Below are 19,807 nucleotides of genomic sequence, written 5' to 3' on the forward strand. Positions count from 1 at the left end.
TCACCTGAACGATCCCTGAAACTTCGCCGCAACCCGACGCCGGCCGTCACTCGACGCTGACGCGCGCCTGCCCGCCGATCACTTCGCCAATCACCGCCGCATCGGCGAACCCTTCGGCGCGAAAGCAAGCGAGCACTGCTTCGACCGATTCCGGCGCGCATGCCGCCAGCAGGCCGCCCGAAGTCTGGGGATCGGTGAGCAATGAACGTGCCGTTTCGGGCAATTGCGCGCCGAGATCGATATCGGCGCCGTATGAACTCCAATTGCGCGCCGACGCGCCCGTCACGATCCCACGCGCGGCCAATGCCTCGACGCCGGCCAGCAGCGGCAACGCCCGATAGCGCAGACGAATGCCGAGATCGGCGCCGCGCGCCAATTCGAGCACGTGCCCCAGCAGCCCGAAGCCGGTCACGTCGGTCAGCGCATGGACGCAGGACAACTCGGCGAGCGAGATGCCGGGGCGATTGAGCCGCGTCGTCGATTCGATCATCGCCGCATACCCGCGTTCGTCCAACTCCCCTTTCTTCAAAGCCGCAGACAAAACGCCGACGCCAAGCGGCTTGCCGAGCACCAGCAGATCGCCTTCGCGCGCCGTGCAATTGCGCTTGACGCGCGCCGGATGCACGACACCGAGCGCCGCCAAGCCGTAGATCGGCTCCACCGAATCGATCGAATGCCCGCCCGCGATCGGAATGCCCGCCTCGGCGCACACGCTTTCGCCGCCGCGCAATATCGCCGCGATCGTCTCGCGCGGCAGCACATTGATCGGCATCCCCACGATCGCCAAGGCGAGAATCGGCCGAGCGCCCATGGCGTAGAGATCGGACAGCGCGTTGGTTGCCGCGATCCGGCCGAAGTCGAATGGGTCGTCGACGATCGGCATGAAAAAATCCGTCGTCGCGACGATCGCTTGCTCGTCGTTCAGCCGGTAGACAGCAGCATCGTCCGCCGTTTCCCTGCCGACGAGCAGATCCGCAAACGCAGCGACCGGCGCCGCTGCGGGTTGCGTGGCCAGCAATTCGGCAAGCACGCCGGGCGCGATCTTGCAGCCGCATCCGCCTCCGTGCGAAAGACTGGTCAAGCGCGGCGCTTGCGCGTGGTCATCGTGTCGATCGTTCATACCCAACTCGTTCATCTCCGTTCCAATACCGCCATTTCCCGTACCAGCACGAGCAACATCGACAAGCTCGCGCCGCCCGACGCGCGCTGCTCGGCAACCAACTGCGCGAAGCGGTCCAGTTGCGGTGCGCGTTGCTCGCGCCATGCAGCCGCGATTGCGTCGGCCGATGCGCGCTCGGGCGCATGCGCGAGGGCGCTCGCCGTCAGCGTGCGCTTGAGCCGCGCCAGCTCGGCCAGCGCCGCCGCGCGCGCAAGCATGTCCCAATGCGTGTGCGTTGGCAACGCACTCGCGCGCTCGCTGATGAACGCATAGTCGAGCAGAGTGCCCAGCGCGAAATAGACCCCCGCCACGAGTTCCAGAGGCTGAGCCGCGCTCGAGGCCACGTCGGCGATATCGAGCACCGCCGCCGAAATGTCCCCGCTGGCAACCCGCGCGGCCAAATCGGCGTCGACGCCCGCGTCTTCCAGCGCGCGCCGCCGCTCGTCCAGCGCCGCCAGCTCCGCGCTCGGCAACAGCGCCGGCAAACGCGGAGCCAGCCGCGCCGCCGCCTCGCGGCAACGCTCGATCAGCGCCGCGACGCCCGCGCTATCTCGCGCGAGCTGCGCAGCCTGCAATTGTCGCAGGAACCAGAGCGCCGCGCGCTCCACGAGCCGCGCGACATCGACGAACATGCGCGCCTGCGCATCGTCGGCGACGCGATTGTCGAGCGCGTCGATGCGCACCCATAGCTCGCCGATATCGAAGACGTCTCGCGCCATGATGCAGGCATGCACGATGTCGCTGGGCTTGGCGTCGGTTTCCTCTTGCAGCCGATGCACGAAAGTGCAGCCGACGCGATTCACGAGCGCGTTGGCCAAATGCGTCGCGAGGATCTCGCGCTTGAGCGGGTGGCGGGCGGCGGCGCCGGCAAAGCGCGTTTGCAGGGGCTTGGGGAAGTAGTCGCGCAGCATGTCGGCGACGAGCGCATCCTCGGGCAAGTCCGAATCGAGCAGTTCGTCATAGAGCCACATCTTGCTGTAGGCAAGCAGGACGGCGCGCTCGGGCGTGGTCAAGCCGAGCTTGTCCGCTTGCCGCTCGGCGATGTCTTCGTCGCTCGGGAGGAATTCGATCGCCCGATTCAGGCGGCCGAGCCGCTCGAGCGAACGCATGAGCCGCACTTCGGCTTCGAGCAGTTCAGGCGCATAGCGTCCGGCGATCGACAACGCCTGGGTCTGCTCGTAGTTGTCGCGCAACACCAGTTGCCCGACCTCGTCCGTCATCTCCGCGAGCAGGGCGTTGCGCTGCTTCTCCGTCATTTCGCCGTCGGCCACCACGAGGCCGAGCAGGATCTTGATGTTCACTTCATGGTCGGAACAGTCGACACCGGCGGAATTGTCGATCGCATCGGTGTTGATGCGGCCGCCCTTCTGCGCGAATTCGATGCGTCCCAACTGCGTAAGCCCGAGATTGCCGCCTTCCGCCACGACTTTGGCGCGCAGTTGCGCGCCGTTCACGCGCACCCCATCGTTCGCGCGGTCGCCCACTTGGGCATGCGTTTCGCGCGTCGCCTTCACGTATGTGCCGATGCCGCCGTTGTAGAGCAAATCGACCGGCGCGAGCAAGATTGCGCGAATGAGCTCGTTCGGCGCCAGCGCCGCCGCTTGAATGCCCAGCACCGCTTGCACCGCGGGCGAGATCGGAATCGCTTTGGCCGTGCGCGGGAACACCCCGCCGCCGGCCGAAATCTTGGCCGGATCGTAATCGGCCCAGCTCGAACGTTCGAGCGCGAACATCCGCTCGCGCTCGGCGAAGCTCGCTTCCGGATCGGGATCGGGGTCGAGAAAGATGTGCCGATGATCGAACGCGGCGACGAGCCGGATGTGGCGCGAAAGCAGCATGCCGTTGCCGAAGACGTCGCCCGACATATCGCCCACGCCCACCACCGTGAAATCGGTCGTCTGCGTATCGAATCCCATCTCGCGGAAATGGCGCTTCACCGATTCCCACGCACCGCGCGCGGTGATGCCCATCTTCTTGTGGTCGTAACCGACCGAGCCGCCGGAGGCGAACGCATCGTCGAGCCAGAACCCGTATTGGCGCGCGATGGCATTCGCGTAGTCGGAAAAGGTGGCGGTGCCCTTGTCCGCGGCCACGACGAGATAGGGATCGTCGGTATCGTGACGCACGACGTCGGGCGGCGCAGTGATCGCATCGCCTTGGCGGTTGTCGGTCACGTCGAGCAACCCTCGCAGGAACGTTTGATAGCAGGCGATGCCCTCGCGCAGCATCGCCTCTCGATCGCCCCCCGCGGGCGGATTCTTGACCACGAAGCCGCCTTTCGATCCCACCGGCACGATCACCGTGTTCTTGACCATCTGCGCCTTCATGAGGCCCAGCACTTCGGTGCGGAAATCCTCGCGCCGATCTGACCAGCGCAACCCGCCGCGCGCCACCCGCCCGCCACGCAAATGCACGCCTTCCACACGCGGCGCATACACCCAGATCTCGAACATGGGCTTGGGCTCGGGCAGCCCCGGCACGCGCGAGGGATCGAGCTTGAACGACAGATACGGCAGCGGCGCCCCCACATCGTCCCGGCGAAAATAGTTCGTCCGCACGGTCGCATTGATGACGCCGAGAAACTGACGCAGGATGCGATCTTCGTCGAGATTCGGGACCTGATCGAGGGCCGTTTGGATACCTTGCAGCAGGCGTTCGGTGCGCTCGGCCCGCGCGGCGCCGACGGCCGGATCGAAGCGCGTGAGAAATAGATCGACGAGCCCGCGCGCGAGCGCCGGATTGCCCGTTACCGCGCGTTCGACATACGCGTCGCTGAATGTCGATCCGACTTGGCGCAAATATTTCGCATAGGCACGCAAGATCGACACCTCACGGGCCGCGAGCTGCGCGCGCAGCACGAGCCGATTGAAGTCGTCGTTCTCCACTTCGCCGGCCCACACGCGTGCGAAGGCTTCCTCGAACAGCGCCTTCACGCGCTCGATGTCGAATTCGACGGAATCGGTCAGTTCGAGGCCGAAATCATGCACCCATGCCGGCGCACCGCCGTGCGGCTCGATCAGGTAAGGACGCTCTTCGTCGACGCGCACCCCCAAATGCTCGAGCATCGGCAAGCTGCGCGAGAGCGCGATCGATTGCCCGACCCGGTAGACCTTGAACCGAAACACGCGCGGCGCCGCTTCGATCGGCCGGTACAAGTTCATGGATAGCGATTCGCTGCGCTGCGCGGCCTCGATCAGTTCGATGTCGCGCACGGCCGTGCGTGCAAGGTAGTCTTCGCGATATCCCGCCGGAAACGAATCGCCGTAGCGTTGCAACAGGCGGTTGCCCTCTTCTTCGCCGAAGCGTTCGAGCAGCGCGTCCGCGAGATCGTCCTGCCAACGGCGCGTCGCTTGGACGAGGCGCTTCTCCAACTCCGTGGTATCCACCTCGGGCAGCACACCGTTATTCGTGCGCACGACGATGTGAATGCGCGCGAGCGGCGACTCCGACAAGAGCGGCGTGAACTCGACGCCGGTCCCGTTGAATGCGCCCGCGAGCAGCTTCGCGATGCGCTGGCGCAAATCGGTGTTGTACTTTTCGCGCGCCACGAAGATCAGGCACGACACGAACCGCTCGAAGCGGTCCCGCCGCACGAAAAGCCGGGTGCGCTGGTGCTCTTGCAGACGCAGGATGCCGAGCGAGATGTCGTACAGCTCGTCCTCGTTCGTTTGAAACAACTCGTCGCGCGGATACTGCTCGAGTACCGAGACGAGCGATTTGTGCAAATGCCCTTTCGCCAAAAACCCGGCGCGCCGTACGACGTTCGCGCACTTGCGGCGCACGATCGGAATCTTGTCGATCGAATCGGTGTAGGCCGTCGACGTGTACAACCCGAGCATGCGGCGCTCGCCTGTCAGCTTCCCGTCGGGACCGAACAGCTTGACGCCGACGTAGTCGAGATATCCGGGCCGATGCACGGTGGCGCGCGAGTTGGCCTTCGTCAGGAAGATCGGCATCGTTTCGCCGATGATCGCACCGGCCGCCTTCGGAAGAGGCGTCAAATCGGGCGCATCGGCCAGCTTCTGGTCGTCGCGCAAGATGCCCGCGCCGGTGCCGTTTACGCCCCGCAGCGCAAAATCGTCGCCATGCGGCACGAGCGCGTAATCGCGCAAGCCGAGAAAGGTGAAGTGATCGGCCACCATCCATTCGAGAAAGGCGCGCGCCTCCTCGGTCTCCTCGCTCGTTTCTCGCGCGGCCAAGGCCTTGATCGTCTCCTTCGCCACGGCTTGCATCTTCGGCCAGTCTTCCACCGCCGCGCGCACATCGCCCAGCACGTGCGCGATGCTCGAACGCAATTGCGCGAGCTTGGCCGCGTCGCCGCAGCGATCGATCTCGAAGTGGATGAACGATTCCAGGCGCGAGCCGTTGGTGGCAGCTTCATCACCGCTCGTCGCGCCGCCCGGCTCGATGCGCACGATCGCCGCTTGCGCGTCGCGCCACACACGATAGACCGGATGGATCGCCGAATGCAGCGTGAGCCCGCAGCGATTGACCTCCATCGTCACCGAATCGACGAGGAAAGGCATGTCGTCGTTGACGATCTCGATCACGGTGTGATCGGAATGCCAGCCGTGTTCGTCGAGCACGGGGTTGTAGACGCGCAGCGCCGCGACCCCGCCCGGTACGAATCGTTGCGCCGTCTGCCAATGCGCCATCGCGGCGCCGTACAGATCGGCGATGCTGCGGCTTTGCAAATCCTGCGTGTCGACGAGCTCGTAGTAAAAGCTCAAGAATGGCTCGAGCGGGATGAATGCGTCCGGCGACCAGCGTCCGCGCGCATACTCGACGAGGTCGGCGAGCAGATGGGCGATGGCTTCTTCGTTGTTCGCTTGCATGGTGCCCTCCGCGGCGGATGACGCTGCTTGACGATGTTCTGTGGGTTCGGCCTGCTCGGCCGGTGAGCGCGATTATGCGCCCTAGCGCGACGCCGCGACAGCGCAGACGCTGCCCACCCATGCAGCAATCGTCCCGGCCAGCCAAGCGGGATCGTCGTGCGGCAGGTCATGTCCCGCCCAAGGATGCTCGATCGAGGCCGCGCGCCATGCGGCTGCCAACTGCGCTGAGCAAGCAGGATGCACGAGCGCGTCGGCCCGCGAGGCGATGGCGAGGATGGGGCAGCGCGGGGCGGCCGCCGGCCCGCGATAACGCGCCGCGGCGAACAGTTGACGCAGCGCATTCGTGCGCGAAGGCGGCGCGCTTGCGTAGATGGCGGTCCATGCGTCCAAGTCGGCCTCGCGACTGTCGATGCGAGCGCAGGTCAGCTCATGAATCGCCGCTTCCGCGCGACGCCGCGCGCGCCAAAACCGAAACACACGTGCGATCGCCGGCCAAGCCCCGGGGCGCAGCCGCCGAATCAGCCCGCAATGGCGAGCCATGCTCGTGTTGATGAGCACCAAGCCTTCTACTTCGCCGGGATAGCGGTGCGCCCAATCGACGGCTACCATTGCGCCAAGCGATAGTGCAACGATGCGAAATGGCGGCGCATGGCCTTGCGCCAGGATTGCCCGCCGCACGAAGTCGGTCGTCGCGGCTATCGTCAACGGTGAGCGCGCATGCGCGTGCCGACCGCTTCCGGGCAGGTCGGCAGCGACGATCTCGCCTTCGAGGCCGCACGCACGCAATTCATGAGGCATGTCCGCCCAGTGCCTCGACTCGCGCGTCAAGCCGCGCAGCAAGATCCATGCGCTCACGCCCGGGGCCTCCGATACCAGTGCTCGACGGCGCGCGTCATCAATTGCTGGCGATGCGTGCCTTGCGGCAGCCAGCGCGGCGAGGCGTAGGCCGCGCGCGCCAGAAAATCGAGCAGGTTCGTATGACGTCGCAGCACACGCTCGGTGCGGTGCGCCTTGATCGGGTTGAAGATGCCCTCGCGCCGCAAGACCTGCATCGGGTTCTTCTTGATCCAGAGCCACGAGCCGAGTTCGAGCGTCAGCGGCAGAAAGATCGCCGGCGCGCGGCTACGGTCGTAGGCGCAATCCCAAAGATCGCCGTGCGCAAGGTACTGTCTGCTTTGCGGCTCGAATAGGTAACCGTGATGCGGGTGGGCCTGTTCGAACATCGCCTTGAGCATGAAGATCTCCGGCAAATGCTCGATGTGCTTCGTCGATTTGGCGTAGGGAAACCAAATGCTGTCGTGAAAGCCGTACCCCGAGTGGCAATCTAGCGCGATACTGAGCGGGCGCGAGGCGAGTTCCTCGTCTACGACGCGCAGCAGCGTCGCGGCTTCGGCCTCCATCGGCGCGCCCCTCGCCCCGCGGTACCAGGGCAGCCACGGGCCGATGCGTTGGCCGCCTGCCAGAAACGGCACGCGCCCTTCCGCGTTCTGCGGCGCGTTACGCATCAGGTCGACACCGTTGGGATTGGAACGCCGCATCGCCCACATGCCGCCCGGGTTGACGATCGGCATGAAGACGAGCCGAATCTCGCTCAGTTGCGCGTGCAGCAGTTCATCCCATTCGAGCCGTCCGAGCAACGCGCGCATGTAGTCGAGCAGAAGCAGCGTGCCGATCCTTTCCAGCCCGTGAATTCCCGCGAAAAACCCAATGGCCGGGGCGCTCGGATCGAGTGAGCCTAGCGTGGCGACGTAAATGGGAAAGGTGAGCCCGGACGCGCTGACATCGCATACGACGCGCACGGTCATGCGCCGGCTGCCGGCATCGAGAATTTGCTTGAGCGCTTCGTATTCGGCGAAGGTGGTCTCGGGCAACGAGGGAAGAACGGCGGTCATCGCTGGCACCGAGCGAGAATCGAAAGTGTGCACACGCCCGTCAGCGCGGACGACTCACTCAATATAGGCTGTTTGTCGCAGATTTTCGGTTCGCGGCCGCGCCTTTTTTGCAGCCGAGCGGGCAAGCTGCGCCGTCGCCTCGAATGCCGGCGGCCGCCCGGCCACGCAACGCGGGCGCGTCCCGGCACGCCCGCCCAGCCCGCCGCGCGGATGGCATCGCCGACCGATGGGCTCCCGCACGCGATGGCTTTCAAATGCCTGTCCGAGCGGCGCTGCCCGCTCGGTTCGCACCAAAGTGGTTCCCTCGTTCGAGCGAAAATGGCTCTGAAGCTAAGAGCCAAAGCTCGTTATAGTCGCCGTACCGAGTCGGCGGCGGGCCCGTCGACAAGCCACCATCGATCAGGCACGACGAGGAGAACACCGTGAAAAATTCCGATCTGCAAGCCCGTAAGAACGCCGCCACGCCGCGCGGCGTAGGCGTCATGTGCGATTTCTACGCGGCGCGCGCCGAAAATGCCGAGCTCTGGGACATCGAAGGCCGCCGCTTCATCGATTTCGCCGCGGGCATCGCAGTGGTCAATACGGGCCATCGCCATCCGCGCGTCGTAGCCGCCATTCGCGAGCAGTTGGACCGCTTCACGCACACGGCGTATCAAATCGTGCCGTACGCATCGTACGTCGAGCTGGCCGAAAAGATCAACGCGCGTGCACCGGGCGCCTACCCGAAGAAGACGGCCTTCTTCACGACCGGCGCCGAAGCCGTCGAAAACGCCGTGAAGATCGCGCGCGCGGCCACGGGCCGGCCCGGCGTGATCGCGTTCGCAGGCGGGTTTCACGGCCGTACGCTGATGGGCATGGCCCTCACCGGCAAAGTGGCGCCGTACAAGATCGGCTTCGGCCCCTTCCCGTCCGACGTTTATCACGCCCCCTATCCGAACGCCGTTCACGGCGTGTCGACGGCCGACTCCCTGCGCGCCGTCGAAACCCTTTTGAAAGCCGATATCGAGCCCACTCGCGTTGCCGCGATCATCTTCGAACCCGTGCAAGGCGAAGGCGGTTTCTATGTCGCGCCGCCCGAGTTCGTACGGGGCTTGCGCCGCCTGTGCGACGAGCATGGCATCGTCCTCATCGCCGACGAAGTGCAAACGGGTTTCGCCCGCACCGGCAAGCTCTTTGCGATGGAACACTACGATGTCACGGCGGACCTGACGACGATGGCCAAGAGCTTGGCGGGCGGCATGCCGCTGTCGGGCGTCGTCGGCCGGGCCGACTTGATGGACGCGGCCGCACCGGGCGGGCTCGGCGGCACGTACGCGGGCAATCCGCTCGCGCTGGCCTCGGCCCATGCGGTGCTCGATGTCATCGACGAAGAAGGCCTGTGCGAACGCGCAACGGTACTGGGCGAGACGCTCAAAGCGCGCCTCCAAGCGTTGCGCGCCCAGGTCCCGCAGTTGGCCGACGTGCGCGGGCCGGGCGCCATGGTCGCCGCCGAGTTCCTGCAGCCGGACAGCCGCACGCCGGACCCGGCGTTCGCCAAGCGCGTGCAGGCGCTCGCGCTCGAGCGCGGTTTGCTGCTGCTGATCTGCGGCACGTACGGCAACGTCATCCGCTTCCTGTTTCCGCTCACCATCGAGACATCCGTGTTCGACGAAGCCTTGGGCCTGCTGGAAGATGCATTGAAGGAAAGCGTCGGCACGATGGCGTAAGCTTTTCGTCTTAGGCCTTCTCGATTCACGCGTTGGAGCTGACATGCAGAACCTGGAACCGATCGATTTGAAAGACCCGTCGCTGCTCGAGACCCGAGCGTTCATCGCCGGAAGCTGGCAAGACGCCGATAGCGGCGCCTCGTTCGAGGTGCGTAACCCGGCCACGGGCGGCGTGCTCGCCACCGTGCCCAAAATGGGCGCGGCGGAGACGCGCCGCGCCATCGAGGCGGCGAACCAAGCGTGGGCCGCTTGGCGGGCGCAACCGGCGAAGGCGCGCGCAGCGGTGCTGCGCAAATGGAGCGATCTGATGCTCGCCAACGCCGACGACCTCGCCGCCATCATGACGGCCGAGCAAGGCAAGCCGCTGGCCGAGGCCAAAGGCGAGATCGGCTACGCGGCGTCGTTCTTCGAGTGGTTCGGCGAGGAAGCGAAGCGCGTGTACGGCGACACGATCCCGAGCCCGACGGCCGACAAGCGCATCGTTGTCGTGAAGGAACCGGTGGGCGTCTGCGCGGCAATTACGCCGTGGAATTTTCCGGCCGCGATGATCACGCGCAAGGTGGGACCCGCGCTGGCCGCCGGTTGCCCGATCGTGGTCAAACCGGCCGAGGCCACGCCGCTGTCGGCGCTGGCGCTCGCCGTGCTGGCCGAGCGCGCTGGCGTGCCGGCCGGCGTGCTGAGCGTGGTAACGGGCGAGCCCAAGGCGATCGGCGCAGAAATGACGAGCAACGCGCTGGTTCGCAAGCTTTCGTTCACCGGATCGACGGCGGTCGGCCGCTTGCTGATGCAGCAATGCGCCCCCACGGTCAAGAAGGTGTCGCTGGAACTGGGCGGCAATGCGCCCTTCATCGTATTCGACGACGCCGATCTCGATGCGGCCGTCGTCGGGGCCATCGCCTCCAAATATCGCAACAGCGGCCAGACCTGCGTTTGCGCGAACCGCTTCTACGTTCACGAAAAAGTCTACGACGCGTTCGCGGACAAGCTGCGGGCGGCCGTTCAGCAACAGTTGAAGGTTGGCCGCGGCACCGAGCCCGGCGTCACGCAAGGCCCGTTGATCAACGAAGCGGCGTTGCTGAAAGTCGAAACGCATATCGAAGACGCCCTTGCCAAGGGCGCGCGCGTCGTCACGGGCGGCAAGCGCCACGCGCTCGGCCATAACTTTTTCGAGCCGACGATCCTTGCGGGCGTGACCTCTGAGATGAAAGTGGCGAAAGAAGAGACGTTCGGTCCCGTCGCGCCGCTGTTCAAGTTCGCCAGCGACGAGGAAGTCGTGCGCCTCGCGAACGACACCGAGTTCGGCCTTGCCGCCTACTTCTACAGCCGCGACATCGGCCGCGTTTGGCGTGTGGCAGAAGAGCTCGAATACGGGATGGTCGGCATCAATACGGGCATCATTTCGAATGAAGTGGCGCCTTTCGGCGGCGTCAAACAATCGGGGCTCGGGCGCGAGGGATCGCATTACGGCATCGACGAATACGTGGTCGTCAAGTATTTGTGCATGGGGATATAACTCGCATAACGATTCAACACGTTGATTCTTTAGGTGTATTCCGGTCATGGCGCAAATGGCGCGGCATAACGAGCGCGCACTAGAGGAACGATTCGAAGACCGGTGACGCAATGCCGCGTCTTTGATTCGAGCCGCAATTGCCCTGTTTGGACGGGCTTGCGGCGGCATTCGACGGCTTTCGAAATGTTGCGTTTGCGCGCCAAGCAGTGTTTTACTAGCTGCGCCTCAATTTGTCTTGGTATGCTTTGCGCCGCGCTGCCGCACTCGGCAGCCAGGAAAACCATCGGGCCGCCTGCCGCGCAGGACGGCGCCTCGATGCGGCTCGCGCAGCATCGAGGTCGATCGAACCACTCGAGGAGTCAACGTGAAGAAATTATTAACCGCCGTGACCGTCGCCGTACTCGCCGTCTCCGCCGGCGCAGCGCAGGCCAAAGACTGGAAACAAATCCGTATTGGTGTGGACGCGAGCTACGCCCCGTTCGAATCGAAAAGCTCCGATGGCAAGCTCGTCGGCTTCGACATCGACCTGGGCAACGAAATCTGCAAGCGGGTGCATGCCAAGTGCGTGTGGGTCGAGAACGACTTCGACGGCATGATTCCCGGCCTGAAGGCCAAGAAGTTCGACGGCGTGTTGTCGTCGATGACGGTCACCCCGGAGCGCGAAAAGGAAATCGCGTTCTCCAAGCCGCTGTTCGAGACGCCTACCGCGCTCGTCGCCAAGAAAGGCTCGGGCTTGAAACCGACGGCCGAATCGCTCAAGGGTAAGTCGGTCGGTGTCGAGCAGGGCACCACGCAAGAAAAATACGCGAAAGACAACTGGGCCGCCAAAGGCGTCAACGTCGTTGCTTATCAGAACCAAGACCAGGTCTATCAAGACTTGATCTCGGGCCGCCTCGACGCCGCCTTGCAAGACAAAGTCCAGGCCGAGCTCGGCTTCCTGAAGCAACCGCGCGGCGCGGCGTTCCAACAAGCCGGCGACGAAATCCAGAGCGGCGCGGCCGCCATGGGCCTGCGCAAGGACGACGCGGACTTGAAGGCCGCTGTCGACAAAGCCATCGACGGCATGATGAAGGATGGCACGTACCAGAAGCTCGAGAAGAAGTACTTCGACTTCGACGTCGCGCCGAAGAGCTGACGATCCCGGGTCGGCCGCACGCGCGCGCCGACCCGGGCGACATCACGTCGCACCAAGCCGTACGAAGCAAGAGGCTCCGCGTCGAACCGGAGCCTTTTTTGCATGGCGATCAGATCGGCTTTTGTCCGTCATGGCGCGGCCGACGTACAATCGAACACTATCCTTTCGATGTGCGGCGTGCACGAGCGGCGCCAAAAAAATCGCTATGCAAAAGAAGATTCATCCGCTGATTGCCCCTTCGCTCGGTACCGAGCGCACGTTGACGAGCTTCCACTACGGCCCCGAAGGCGGGCAAAAAGTTTACGTGCAATCGTCGCTGCACGCCGACGAGCTACCCGGCATGCTCGTCGCGTGGGAACTGCGCCGCAAGCTCGCCGCGCTCGAAGCGGCGGGCAAGTTGAAAGCCGAATTCGTCGTCGTGCCGGTGCCCAATCCGATCGGTCTCAATCAACACGTGCTTGGGCAATTGATCGGCCGATTCGAAACGAATACGGCGACGAACTTCAACCGCAACTTCTACGATTTGACGGCATTGGTCTCGCCGCGCATCGAAGGCCGCTTGACCGGGGACGCCAACGCCAATCTCCGCGCGGTGCGTCAAACCATGCGCGAAGCGCTCGATGCGCAAACCCCACGCACCGAACTCGAATCGCAACGACTCGCTTTGCAGCGGCTATCGTTCGACGCCGATATCGTCCTCGATCTGCATTGCGATTTCGAGGGCGCGATGCATCTGTATACGAATCCCGAGCTGTGGCAGGACGTCGAACCGCTCGCCCGCTATCTGGACGCAAAGGCGTCGCTGCTCGCGCTCAATTCGATCGGCAATCCGTTCGACGAAATCCATAGCTTCTGCTGGTCGGAACTGCGTGCGCGCTTCGGCAGCCGCTTCCCGATCCCGAACGGCTCGATCTCGGTGACCGTCGAGTTGCGCGGCCAAGCCGACGTCTCCTACGGTCATGCCGAACACGATTCGCAGGCCATCGTCGAGTACTTGACGCAGCGCGGGCTAATCGACGGTACGCCCGCGCATCTCCCGCCGCTCGCGTTTCCCGCCACGCCGCTCTCCGGCACCGAGCCGCTGATCGCGCCGATTTCGGGCGTGCTCGTCTTTCGCACGCCGGCCGGTATCTGGATCGAGCCTGGACAGGAAATCGCCGATATCGTCAACCCCTTGACCGACCACGTGGAAACGGTCTGCGCCGGCACGGCCGGCGTGCTGTATGCCCGGCATCGCACGCGCTTTGCGACGGCCGGCATGGAAGTGGCGCGCATCGCCGGGGCCAAGCCTCTGCGCACAGGCAGCCTGCTTTCGGCTTGACGGCAAGGCGCTGGCGGCGGGCCGGCACTGCACGAACCGCCAGTCGGTAATCATGCGTGCGACGCCGCCACCATTGCCCGGCACGCCCCAAAGCCGACCCACGTAAAACCCTCGCGCTCGCACCACCCCTGCAGAATCAGCGTGTCGTCGTTCTCGACGAAGGAGCGCCGCACGCCGTTGCCCTGCGGCACCGGCGTGCGCGCCAACCGCGCCAACCGCGCCAACCGCGACAACCGCGACAACTCGATCAGCGCGCCGGCCCGCCCTTCGCCCGGCCCGAGATCGTGCCGGAGCCCAGCAAATCGCCGACGTTCATTGGACAGCCGTCCGACGTGCGATACGCGAGCATCTCCAAAATACGGTGCTGGCACATCGCGCGTCCACATTGCTCACACAGCTTGCAAAAATCCCTAAATAGGACTAATTTAGTACTGTTTGAAATGACGCGTAATGGACGATGCTAAGACTGAGCAAAATGGCCGACTACGGCACGGTGATTCTGGCCGCGATGGCCGACGAGCCGCAACGCAGCCGCAGTGCAGCCGAAATCGCCGACACGATCCGAGTGCCGGCGCCCACCGTCAGCAAAGTTCTCAAGATTTTGGGGCGCGGCGGGCTGGTCGCATCGCAGCGCGGCGCACGCGGCGGCTATCTGCTGAGCCGGCCACCGGGTGAGATTACGCTGGCCGAGATCATCCTTGCCATGGACGGACCGATCGGCATGACCGAATGCAGTGTCACGCCCGGCTTGTGCACCCAGGAATCGTCGTGCGCGGTGCGTGCCAACTGGCTGCGCATCAACCGCGCTGTGTTCGGCGTGCTGCGCGAGATCACGCTCGACCAATTGAGCGCGCCCATACCGCAACCGGTCGACACTAGTGCGCTCGCCCGCAAGATCGCCCCGGCAACGAAAAGGAAATGACATCATGACAGACGCAGCGATGACGCTCGACGCCCTCATCGGCAGCGAATACCGGCATGGATTCATCACCGAATTGGAAACCGATACGGTGCCGCGCGGCTTAAGCGAGGATACGGTCCGCCTTATCTCGGCGCGCAAGAACGAGCCGGCATTCATGTTGGAATGGCGCTTGAAGGCGTTTCGCCACTGGCTAACGATGAAGGAGCCTGAGTGGGCGTCGGTCTGCTTTCCGAAGATCGATTACCAGGACATTATTTATTATTCGGCTCCGAAATCGCTCAAGGATGGGCCAAAGAGTCTGGACGAAGTCGACCCGGAGCTGTTGCGCACCTATGAAAAGCTTGGCGTGCCGTTGCACGAGCGCGAGCGCCTCGCGGGCGTAGCGGTGGACGCGGTGTTCGACAGCGTATCGGTCGGCACCACCTACAAGGACAAGCTGGCTGAACTCGGTATCGTCTTCTGTTCGTTCTCCGAAGCGGTACAGGAGCACCCGGACCTGATCCGGCAGTATCTGGGGTCGGTCGTGCCCTCTTCCGACAACTTCTTTGCCGCGCTCAATTCGGCCGTGTTCTCCGACGGCTCGTTCTGCTACATCCCACCCGGCGTGCGCTGTCCGATGGAACTGTCCACCTACTTCCGCATGAACGCCAAGGATACCGGGCAGTTCGAACGCACGCTGATCATCGCAGACAAAGGCGCCTTCGTCAGCTATCTGGAAGGCTGCACCGCACCGATGCGCGACGAAAACCAACTGCATGCCGCGGTGGTCGAACTGGTGGCCCTGGATGACGCCAGGATCAAATACTCGACGGTGCAAAATTGGTACCCCGGAGACAAGAACGGCCAGGGCGGCATCTATAACTTCGTCACCAAGCGCGGCGATTGCCGCGGCGCGAACTCGCATATTTCATGGACCCAGGTCGAAACGGGCTCGGCCATCACTTGGAAGTACCCGAGTGTGCTGCTGCGCGGTGACAACTCGACCGGGGAGTTCTATTCGGTCGCGCTGACCAACAACTACCAGCAAGCCGATACCGGCACCAAGATGATCCATCTCGGGCGCAACACGCACAGCACCATCGTTTCGAAGGGTATCTCGGCCGGCAGAGGACAAAACGCCTACCGCGGGCTGGTGAAGATCATGAAGAACGCCACGGATGCGCGCAACCACACGCAATGCGATTCGCTGCTGCTGGGCGACCAGTGCGGCGCGCATACCTTCCCTTATATCGAAGTGCGCAATCCGACGGCGCGTGTCGAGCACGAAGCCACCACGTCGCGCATCGGCGAAGACCAACTCTTCTATTGCCGTCAACGCGGACTGTCGGCGGAAGATGCGGTGTCGATGATCGTGAACGGCTTCTGCAAGGAAGTGTTCAAGGAACTACCGATGGAATTTGCCGTGGAGGCGCAAAAGTTGTTGAGCGTGAGCCTGGAAGGCAGCGTGGGTTAAGCAAAGGAAAAGACAAGCATGTTGACAATCACCAATCTGCAAGCGTGCGTCGACAAGACGCCGATCCTTCACGGACTGAACCTGACCGTGAACCCGGGCGAGGTGCACGCGATCATGGGACCGAACGGCTCGGGCAAGAGCACGCTGGCACAGGTGCTGGCTGGCCGCGAGAGCTACGAAGTCACCGGCGGCGAAGTGCTGTTCCAGGGGCGCGATCTGCTGCCGCTGGCGCCGGAAGAACGTGCGCGCGAAGGCATCTTCCTGGCGTTCCAGTATCCCGTGGAAATTCCCGGCGTGAGCAACGTCCATCTGCTGAAAGCAGCCGTGAACAATGTTCGCAAGCATCGCGATCTGCCGGAACTCGACGCGATGGAATTCCTCAAGCTAATCAAGGAAAAAATGAAGCAGATGGAGATGCGTGAAGATCTGCTGTACCGCTCGGTGAACGAAGGTTTTTCCGGCGGAGAGAAGAAGCGCAACGAAGTGCTGCAGATGGCGCTTCTGGAGCCGAAGCTGGCGATCCTCGACGAAACCGACTCCGGCCTCGACATCGACGCACTGCAACTCGTGGCCAAGGGCATCAATGCCTTGCGCAGCACCGAGCGTTCGATGATCGTCGTGACGCACTACCAGCGTCTGCTCGACTACGTGGTGCCGGATTACGTGCATGTCCTGTCGAAGGGGCGCATCGTCCGAACTGGCGGCAAGGAGCTAGCGCTCGAACTCGAGGAGCGCGGCTATGGGTGGCTGGACGAAACAGCAGCCGTGAAAAAAACACCGGTGCGGGCGGGGGCACGATGAATAGCGACGCACGCAGCCATTATCTGGCCGAGTTCGCGCGTGTGGCCGATCTGCTGCCTGGTCGCGGCGTGCCGTGGCTCGCCCGGTTGCGCAAGGATGCACTGGATCGGTTCGCCCAACGCGGCTTTCCTACTCGGAACGATGAGGACTGGAAATACACCAGCGTGGCGGCGCTCGAAAGGCAACGCTTTCACGTTGCGACGGACGGTAGTGCGCATGCCGGCGCGAATCCGCTGATGAATCACCATGCGCTTGCCACCGACGTGGGTCATGTGCTGGTGTTCCTCGACGGTCGTTATGCGCCGTGGCTGTCCAATATCGGTGCGCTGCCGACCGGCGCGCGCCTCGCCAGCCTCGCCGATACACTGGAGGCAACGCCGGATCTGCTCGAGTCATATCTTGCCGCCGACGAGCATCAGACGGTGTTCGGTGCGCTCAGTACCGCCTTCATGGCCGATGGCGCCTTCCTCTGCCTGCAGCGCGGCATTGTGCTGGAAGCGCCGGTGCACCTGCTGTTCCTGTCGACGAAATCGGATGCCGCGCACCACATACGAAACCTGATCGTCGCCGAAGGCGGCGCGCAGGCCACCGTGATCGAGCACTATGCCGGCATCGACGGCATACAGTATTTCAACAACGTGGTGACACGGATCTTCGCCGAGGGCAATGCAGCGATCGCGCATCACAAGCTGCAGCAGGAAGGCTCCGCGGCCTTTCACGTGGCGGGCATCCATGCCGCGCAGCAGCGCGACAGCCGGCTGGAGTCGCATTCGATCTCGTTCGGCGCGGCGCTGGCCCGTAACGACATCACGATCGCGTTCGATGGACACGGCTGCGAAGCCACGCTCAACGGCCTGTATCTGGTCAGCGGCACGCAGCATGTGGACCACCACACCTGCATCGACCATCGCCAGCCGAACGGCACCAGCCGCGAGCATTATCGCGGGGTGCTGGAGGGCAGCTCGCATGCAGTATTCAACGGCAAGGTGATCGTGCAGCCCGGCGCGCAGAAGACGAATGCCTATCAGACCAACCACAATTTGCTTTTGTCGCGCGATGCGGAAGTGGACACCAAGCCGGAGTTGAAAATCTATGCCGACGATGTGAAATGCAACCATGGCGCAACAGTCGGCCAATTGGACGAAGCGCAGCTGTTCTATTTACGCTCGCGCGGCATCGACGAAGCCGTGGCGCACAGCCTGCTGGTGCATGCGTTCGCGCACGACGTGATCGAGCGCATCCGCGTCGCGTCGCTGCGCACCCGTCTTGAGCAGATCCTCTCTGCCCGCTTGCCGCAGGCATAACGCATCGAAGAATCGTGATGAAAATGGAAACGGAAGTATTTAGTAGTCCTGATCATGCCGAAAGCGATGTTTCGCGCTGGCGAGAAGATTTTCCGGTGCTGCGCGAGACCGTGCGCGGCAAGCCGCTGGTATATCTCGACAACGCGGCTACCACGCATAAGCCGGCATCGGTGATCGACGCTGAAGCAGCCTTCTACCGCCACGCCAATTCCAACGTGCATCGCGGCGTACACACGCTGAGCCAGCGCGCCACCGACCAGTACGAAGAGGCGCGCGAGAAGGTGCGGCGCTTCATCCATGCTGCCAGCACGAAGGAAATCGTTTTTGTGCGCGGCACGACCGAGGCGATCAATCTGGTGGCGCAATGCTTCGGCCGGCCTCGTTTGACCGAAGTAGACAACATCATCGTCAGCGCGATGGAGCACCATTCCAACATTGTGCCGTGGCAGATGGTGTGCGGGCAGACGGGAGCGGAGCTGCGCGTAGCGCCAGTGAACGATGCCGGCGAACTGGACATCGAGATGCTGGGACGCCTGATCGGGCCGAAAACCAAGCTGGTCGCGATCACACATCTGTCCAACGCGCTCGGCAGCATCACACCGGTGAAAGATATCATCGAGATGGCGCATGCCCACCAGGTGCCGGTGCTGCTGGACGGCGCACAGGCTATCGCGCATCTTGACGTGGATGTGACTGCGCTGGGTTGCGATTTCTACGCGTTCTCCGGACACAAGATCTACGCGCCGACCGGCATCGGCGTACTGTACGGGAAGGAAGCTTGGCTGGACGCGATGCCGCCTTACCAGGGCGGCGGCGACATGATCAGCTCGGTTACCTTCGGCGAGACGCTGTACAACGACCTGCCGTACAAGTTCGAGGCAGGCACGCCGAACATCGCCGGCGCCATTGGGTTGGGCTATGCACTGGATTATCTGGCATCGATAGGCATCGGCGCGATCGCGGCTCACGAGCGCGACTTGCTGGAATATGCCACCGATCTGGCGAACGGCATCAGAGGCCTGAAGATCATCGGCACTGCGCACGATAAGGCGAGCATTCTGTCGTTCACGCTCGAAGGCGTGCACCCGCATGATGTCGGCACAATCCTCGACCATGATGGCATCGCCATCCGCGCCGGCCATCATTGTGCGATGCCGATCATGCAGCGCTTCGGCCTGGCCGGCACTGCACGCGCATCGTTTTCGCTGTACAACACGCGTGCCGAAATCGATGCATTGATGGCGGGCATTGCCAAGGTACAGGAGATGTTTCAGCGATGAGCGATCTGCGAGACCTATATCAGGAAGTGATCTTCGATCACTACAAGAAGCCACGCAATTTCCACGCGATGACTAATGCCAACCATGTCGCGCACGGCCACAACCGGCTGTGCGGTGATGAACTGACGATCTATCTGCGCCTCGACGGCGACGTGATCAAGGAGATCAGCTTCGAAGGCACCGGCTGCGCGATTTCTACAGCGTCGGCATCACTGATGACCGATGCACTCAAGAACAGGAATGTGAAAGAGGCCGAGCATCTGTTCGAGCAATTCCACCATCTGGTCACCCATCACGCCGCCGAGCCGGCGCCCGACCTAGGGAAGCTGGAAGTGCTGGCCGGAGTGCGCGAATTCCCGGCGCGCGTGAAGTGCGCGACGCTGGCCTGGCACACCCTCCAGGCTGCGCTGAAGGACCACGCCGGGTCCATAACCACCGAGCAGTTATCGATACGAGATACAACCATGGATCTGGAGAATGCAAGCC

At 63.6% G+C, this 19,807-nt stretch carries 14 protein-coding genes and 1 pseudogene; 10 read left to right on the forward strand and 5 right to left on the reverse strand.

Annotated elements, in window-relative coordinates; all coding sequences use genetic code 11:
• Positions 1-46: 46 nt before the first annotated feature.
• The 4 genes from selD to QQS38_RS12125 form a co-directional block, all read right to left on the reverse strand.
• Positions 47-1,120: a selenide, water dikinase SelD gene (gene selD / locus QQS38_RS12110; protein WP_479645614.1), complete on the reverse strand. Its 1,074-nt coding sequence runs from the start codon at positions 1,118-1,120 to the stop codon at positions 47-49.
• Positions 1,121-1,131: 11 nt separating this feature from the next.
• Positions 1,132-5,994: an NAD-glutamate dehydrogenase gene (locus tag QQS38_RS12115; protein ID WP_479645615.1), complete on the reverse strand. Its 4,863-nt coding sequence runs from the start codon at positions 5,992-5,994 to the stop codon at positions 1,132-1,134.
• Between the two features lie 81 nt (positions 5,995-6,075).
• Positions 6,076-6,849 (reverse strand): alpha/beta fold hydrolase, encoded by a 774-nt coding sequence (locus QQS38_RS12120; RefSeq protein WP_479645616.1) that lies wholly within the window; start codon positions 6,847-6,849, stop codon positions 6,076-6,078.
• Complete coding sequence (locus tag QQS38_RS12125; protein ID WP_479645617.1) at positions 6,846-7,886, reverse strand: M14 family zinc carboxypeptidase; 1,041 nt, start codon at positions 7,884-7,886, stop codon at positions 6,846-6,848. The genes QQS38_RS12120 and QQS38_RS12125 overlap by 4 nt, the downstream gene beginning before the upstream one ends.
• Positions 7,887-8,308: 422 nt before the next feature.
• On the opposite strand from QQS38_RS12125, the gene gabT reads away from it, so the two are divergent.
• The 4 genes from gabT (at position 8,309) to QQS38_RS12145 (ending at position 13,561) form a co-directional block, all read left to right on the forward strand.
• Complete coding sequence (gabT, locus tag QQS38_RS12130) at positions 8,309-9,592, forward strand: 4-aminobutyrate--2-oxoglutarate transaminase (protein WP_479645618.1); 1,284 nt, start codon at positions 8,309-8,311, stop codon at positions 9,590-9,592.
• Positions 9,593-9,635: 43 nt separating this feature from the next.
• The gene (locus QQS38_RS12135; protein WP_479645619.1) at positions 9,636-11,105 is read left to right on the forward strand and encodes an NAD-dependent succinate-semialdehyde dehydrogenase; all 1,470 of its coding nucleotides are present in this window, start codon (positions 9,636-9,638) and stop codon (positions 11,103-11,105) included.
• 364 nt (positions 11,106-11,469) lie between these two features.
• Positions 11,470-12,240 (forward strand): ABC transporter substrate-binding protein, encoded by a 771-nt coding sequence (locus QQS38_RS12140; protein WP_479645620.1) that lies wholly within the window; start codon positions 11,470-11,472, stop codon positions 12,238-12,240.
• A 205-nt stretch (positions 12,241-12,445) separates the two neighbouring features.
• On the forward strand, positions 12,446-13,561 hold the full coding sequence (locus QQS38_RS12145; protein ID WP_479645621.1) for a succinylglutamate desuccinylase/aspartoacylase family protein: 1,116 nt from the start codon (positions 12,446-12,448) through the stop codon (positions 13,559-13,561).
• A gap of 50 nt (positions 13,562-13,611) precedes the next feature.
• On the opposite strand, the gene QQS38_RS12150 is transcribed toward QQS38_RS12145, so the two are convergent.
• Positions 13,612-13,932: a hypothetical protein gene (locus tag QQS38_RS12150; protein WP_479645622.1), complete on the reverse strand. Its 321-nt coding sequence runs from the start codon at positions 13,930-13,932 to the stop codon at positions 13,612-13,614.
• Positions 13,933-14,018: 86 nt separating this feature from the next.
• Between QQS38_RS12150 and QQS38_RS12155 the strand changes: the two genes are divergently transcribed.
• The 6 genes and pseudogenes from QQS38_RS12155 to sufU form a co-directional block, all read left to right on the forward strand.
• Positions 14,019-14,483 carry an SUF system Fe-S cluster assembly regulator gene (locus QQS38_RS12155; protein ID WP_479645623.1) on the forward strand — a complete coding sequence of 155 codons (465 nt, stop codon included), beginning with the start codon at positions 14,019-14,021 and terminating at the stop codon, positions 14,481-14,483.
• Positions 14,484-14,487: 4 nt separating this feature from the next.
• A complete protein-coding gene (sufB, locus tag QQS38_RS12160) occupies positions 14,488-15,936 on the forward strand; it encodes a Fe-S cluster assembly protein SufB (RefSeq protein ID WP_479645624.1) in 1,449 nt (482 codons plus the stop codon).
• A gap of 18 nt (positions 15,937-15,954) precedes the next feature.
• On the forward strand, positions 15,955-16,737 hold the full coding sequence (gene sufC / locus QQS38_RS12165; protein WP_479645625.1) for a Fe-S cluster assembly ATPase SufC: 783 nt from the start codon (positions 15,955-15,957) through the stop codon (positions 16,735-16,737).
• A complete protein-coding gene (gene sufD, locus QQS38_RS12170; protein WP_479645626.1) occupies positions 16,734-18,041 on the forward strand; it encodes a Fe-S cluster assembly protein SufD in 1,308 nt (435 codons plus the stop codon). Before sufC ends, sufD begins: the two co-directional genes overlap by 4 nt.
• A 17-nt stretch (positions 18,042-18,058) precedes the next feature.
• Positions 18,059-19,321, forward strand: a complete 1,263-nt coding sequence (locus tag QQS38_RS12175; RefSeq protein WP_479645627.1) for a SufS family cysteine desulfurase — start codon at positions 18,059-18,061, stop codon at positions 19,319-19,321.
• Positions 19,318-19,761: pseudogene (gene sufU, locus QQS38_RS12180) on the forward strand (Fe-S cluster assembly sulfur transfer protein SufU); the annotation flags it as partial. The gene QQS38_RS12175 and the pseudogene sufU, both read left to right, overlap by 4 nt.
• Positions 19,762-19,807 lie beyond the last annotated feature (46 nt).

Source organism: Trinickia sp. Z7 (genome assembly GCF_056498045.1).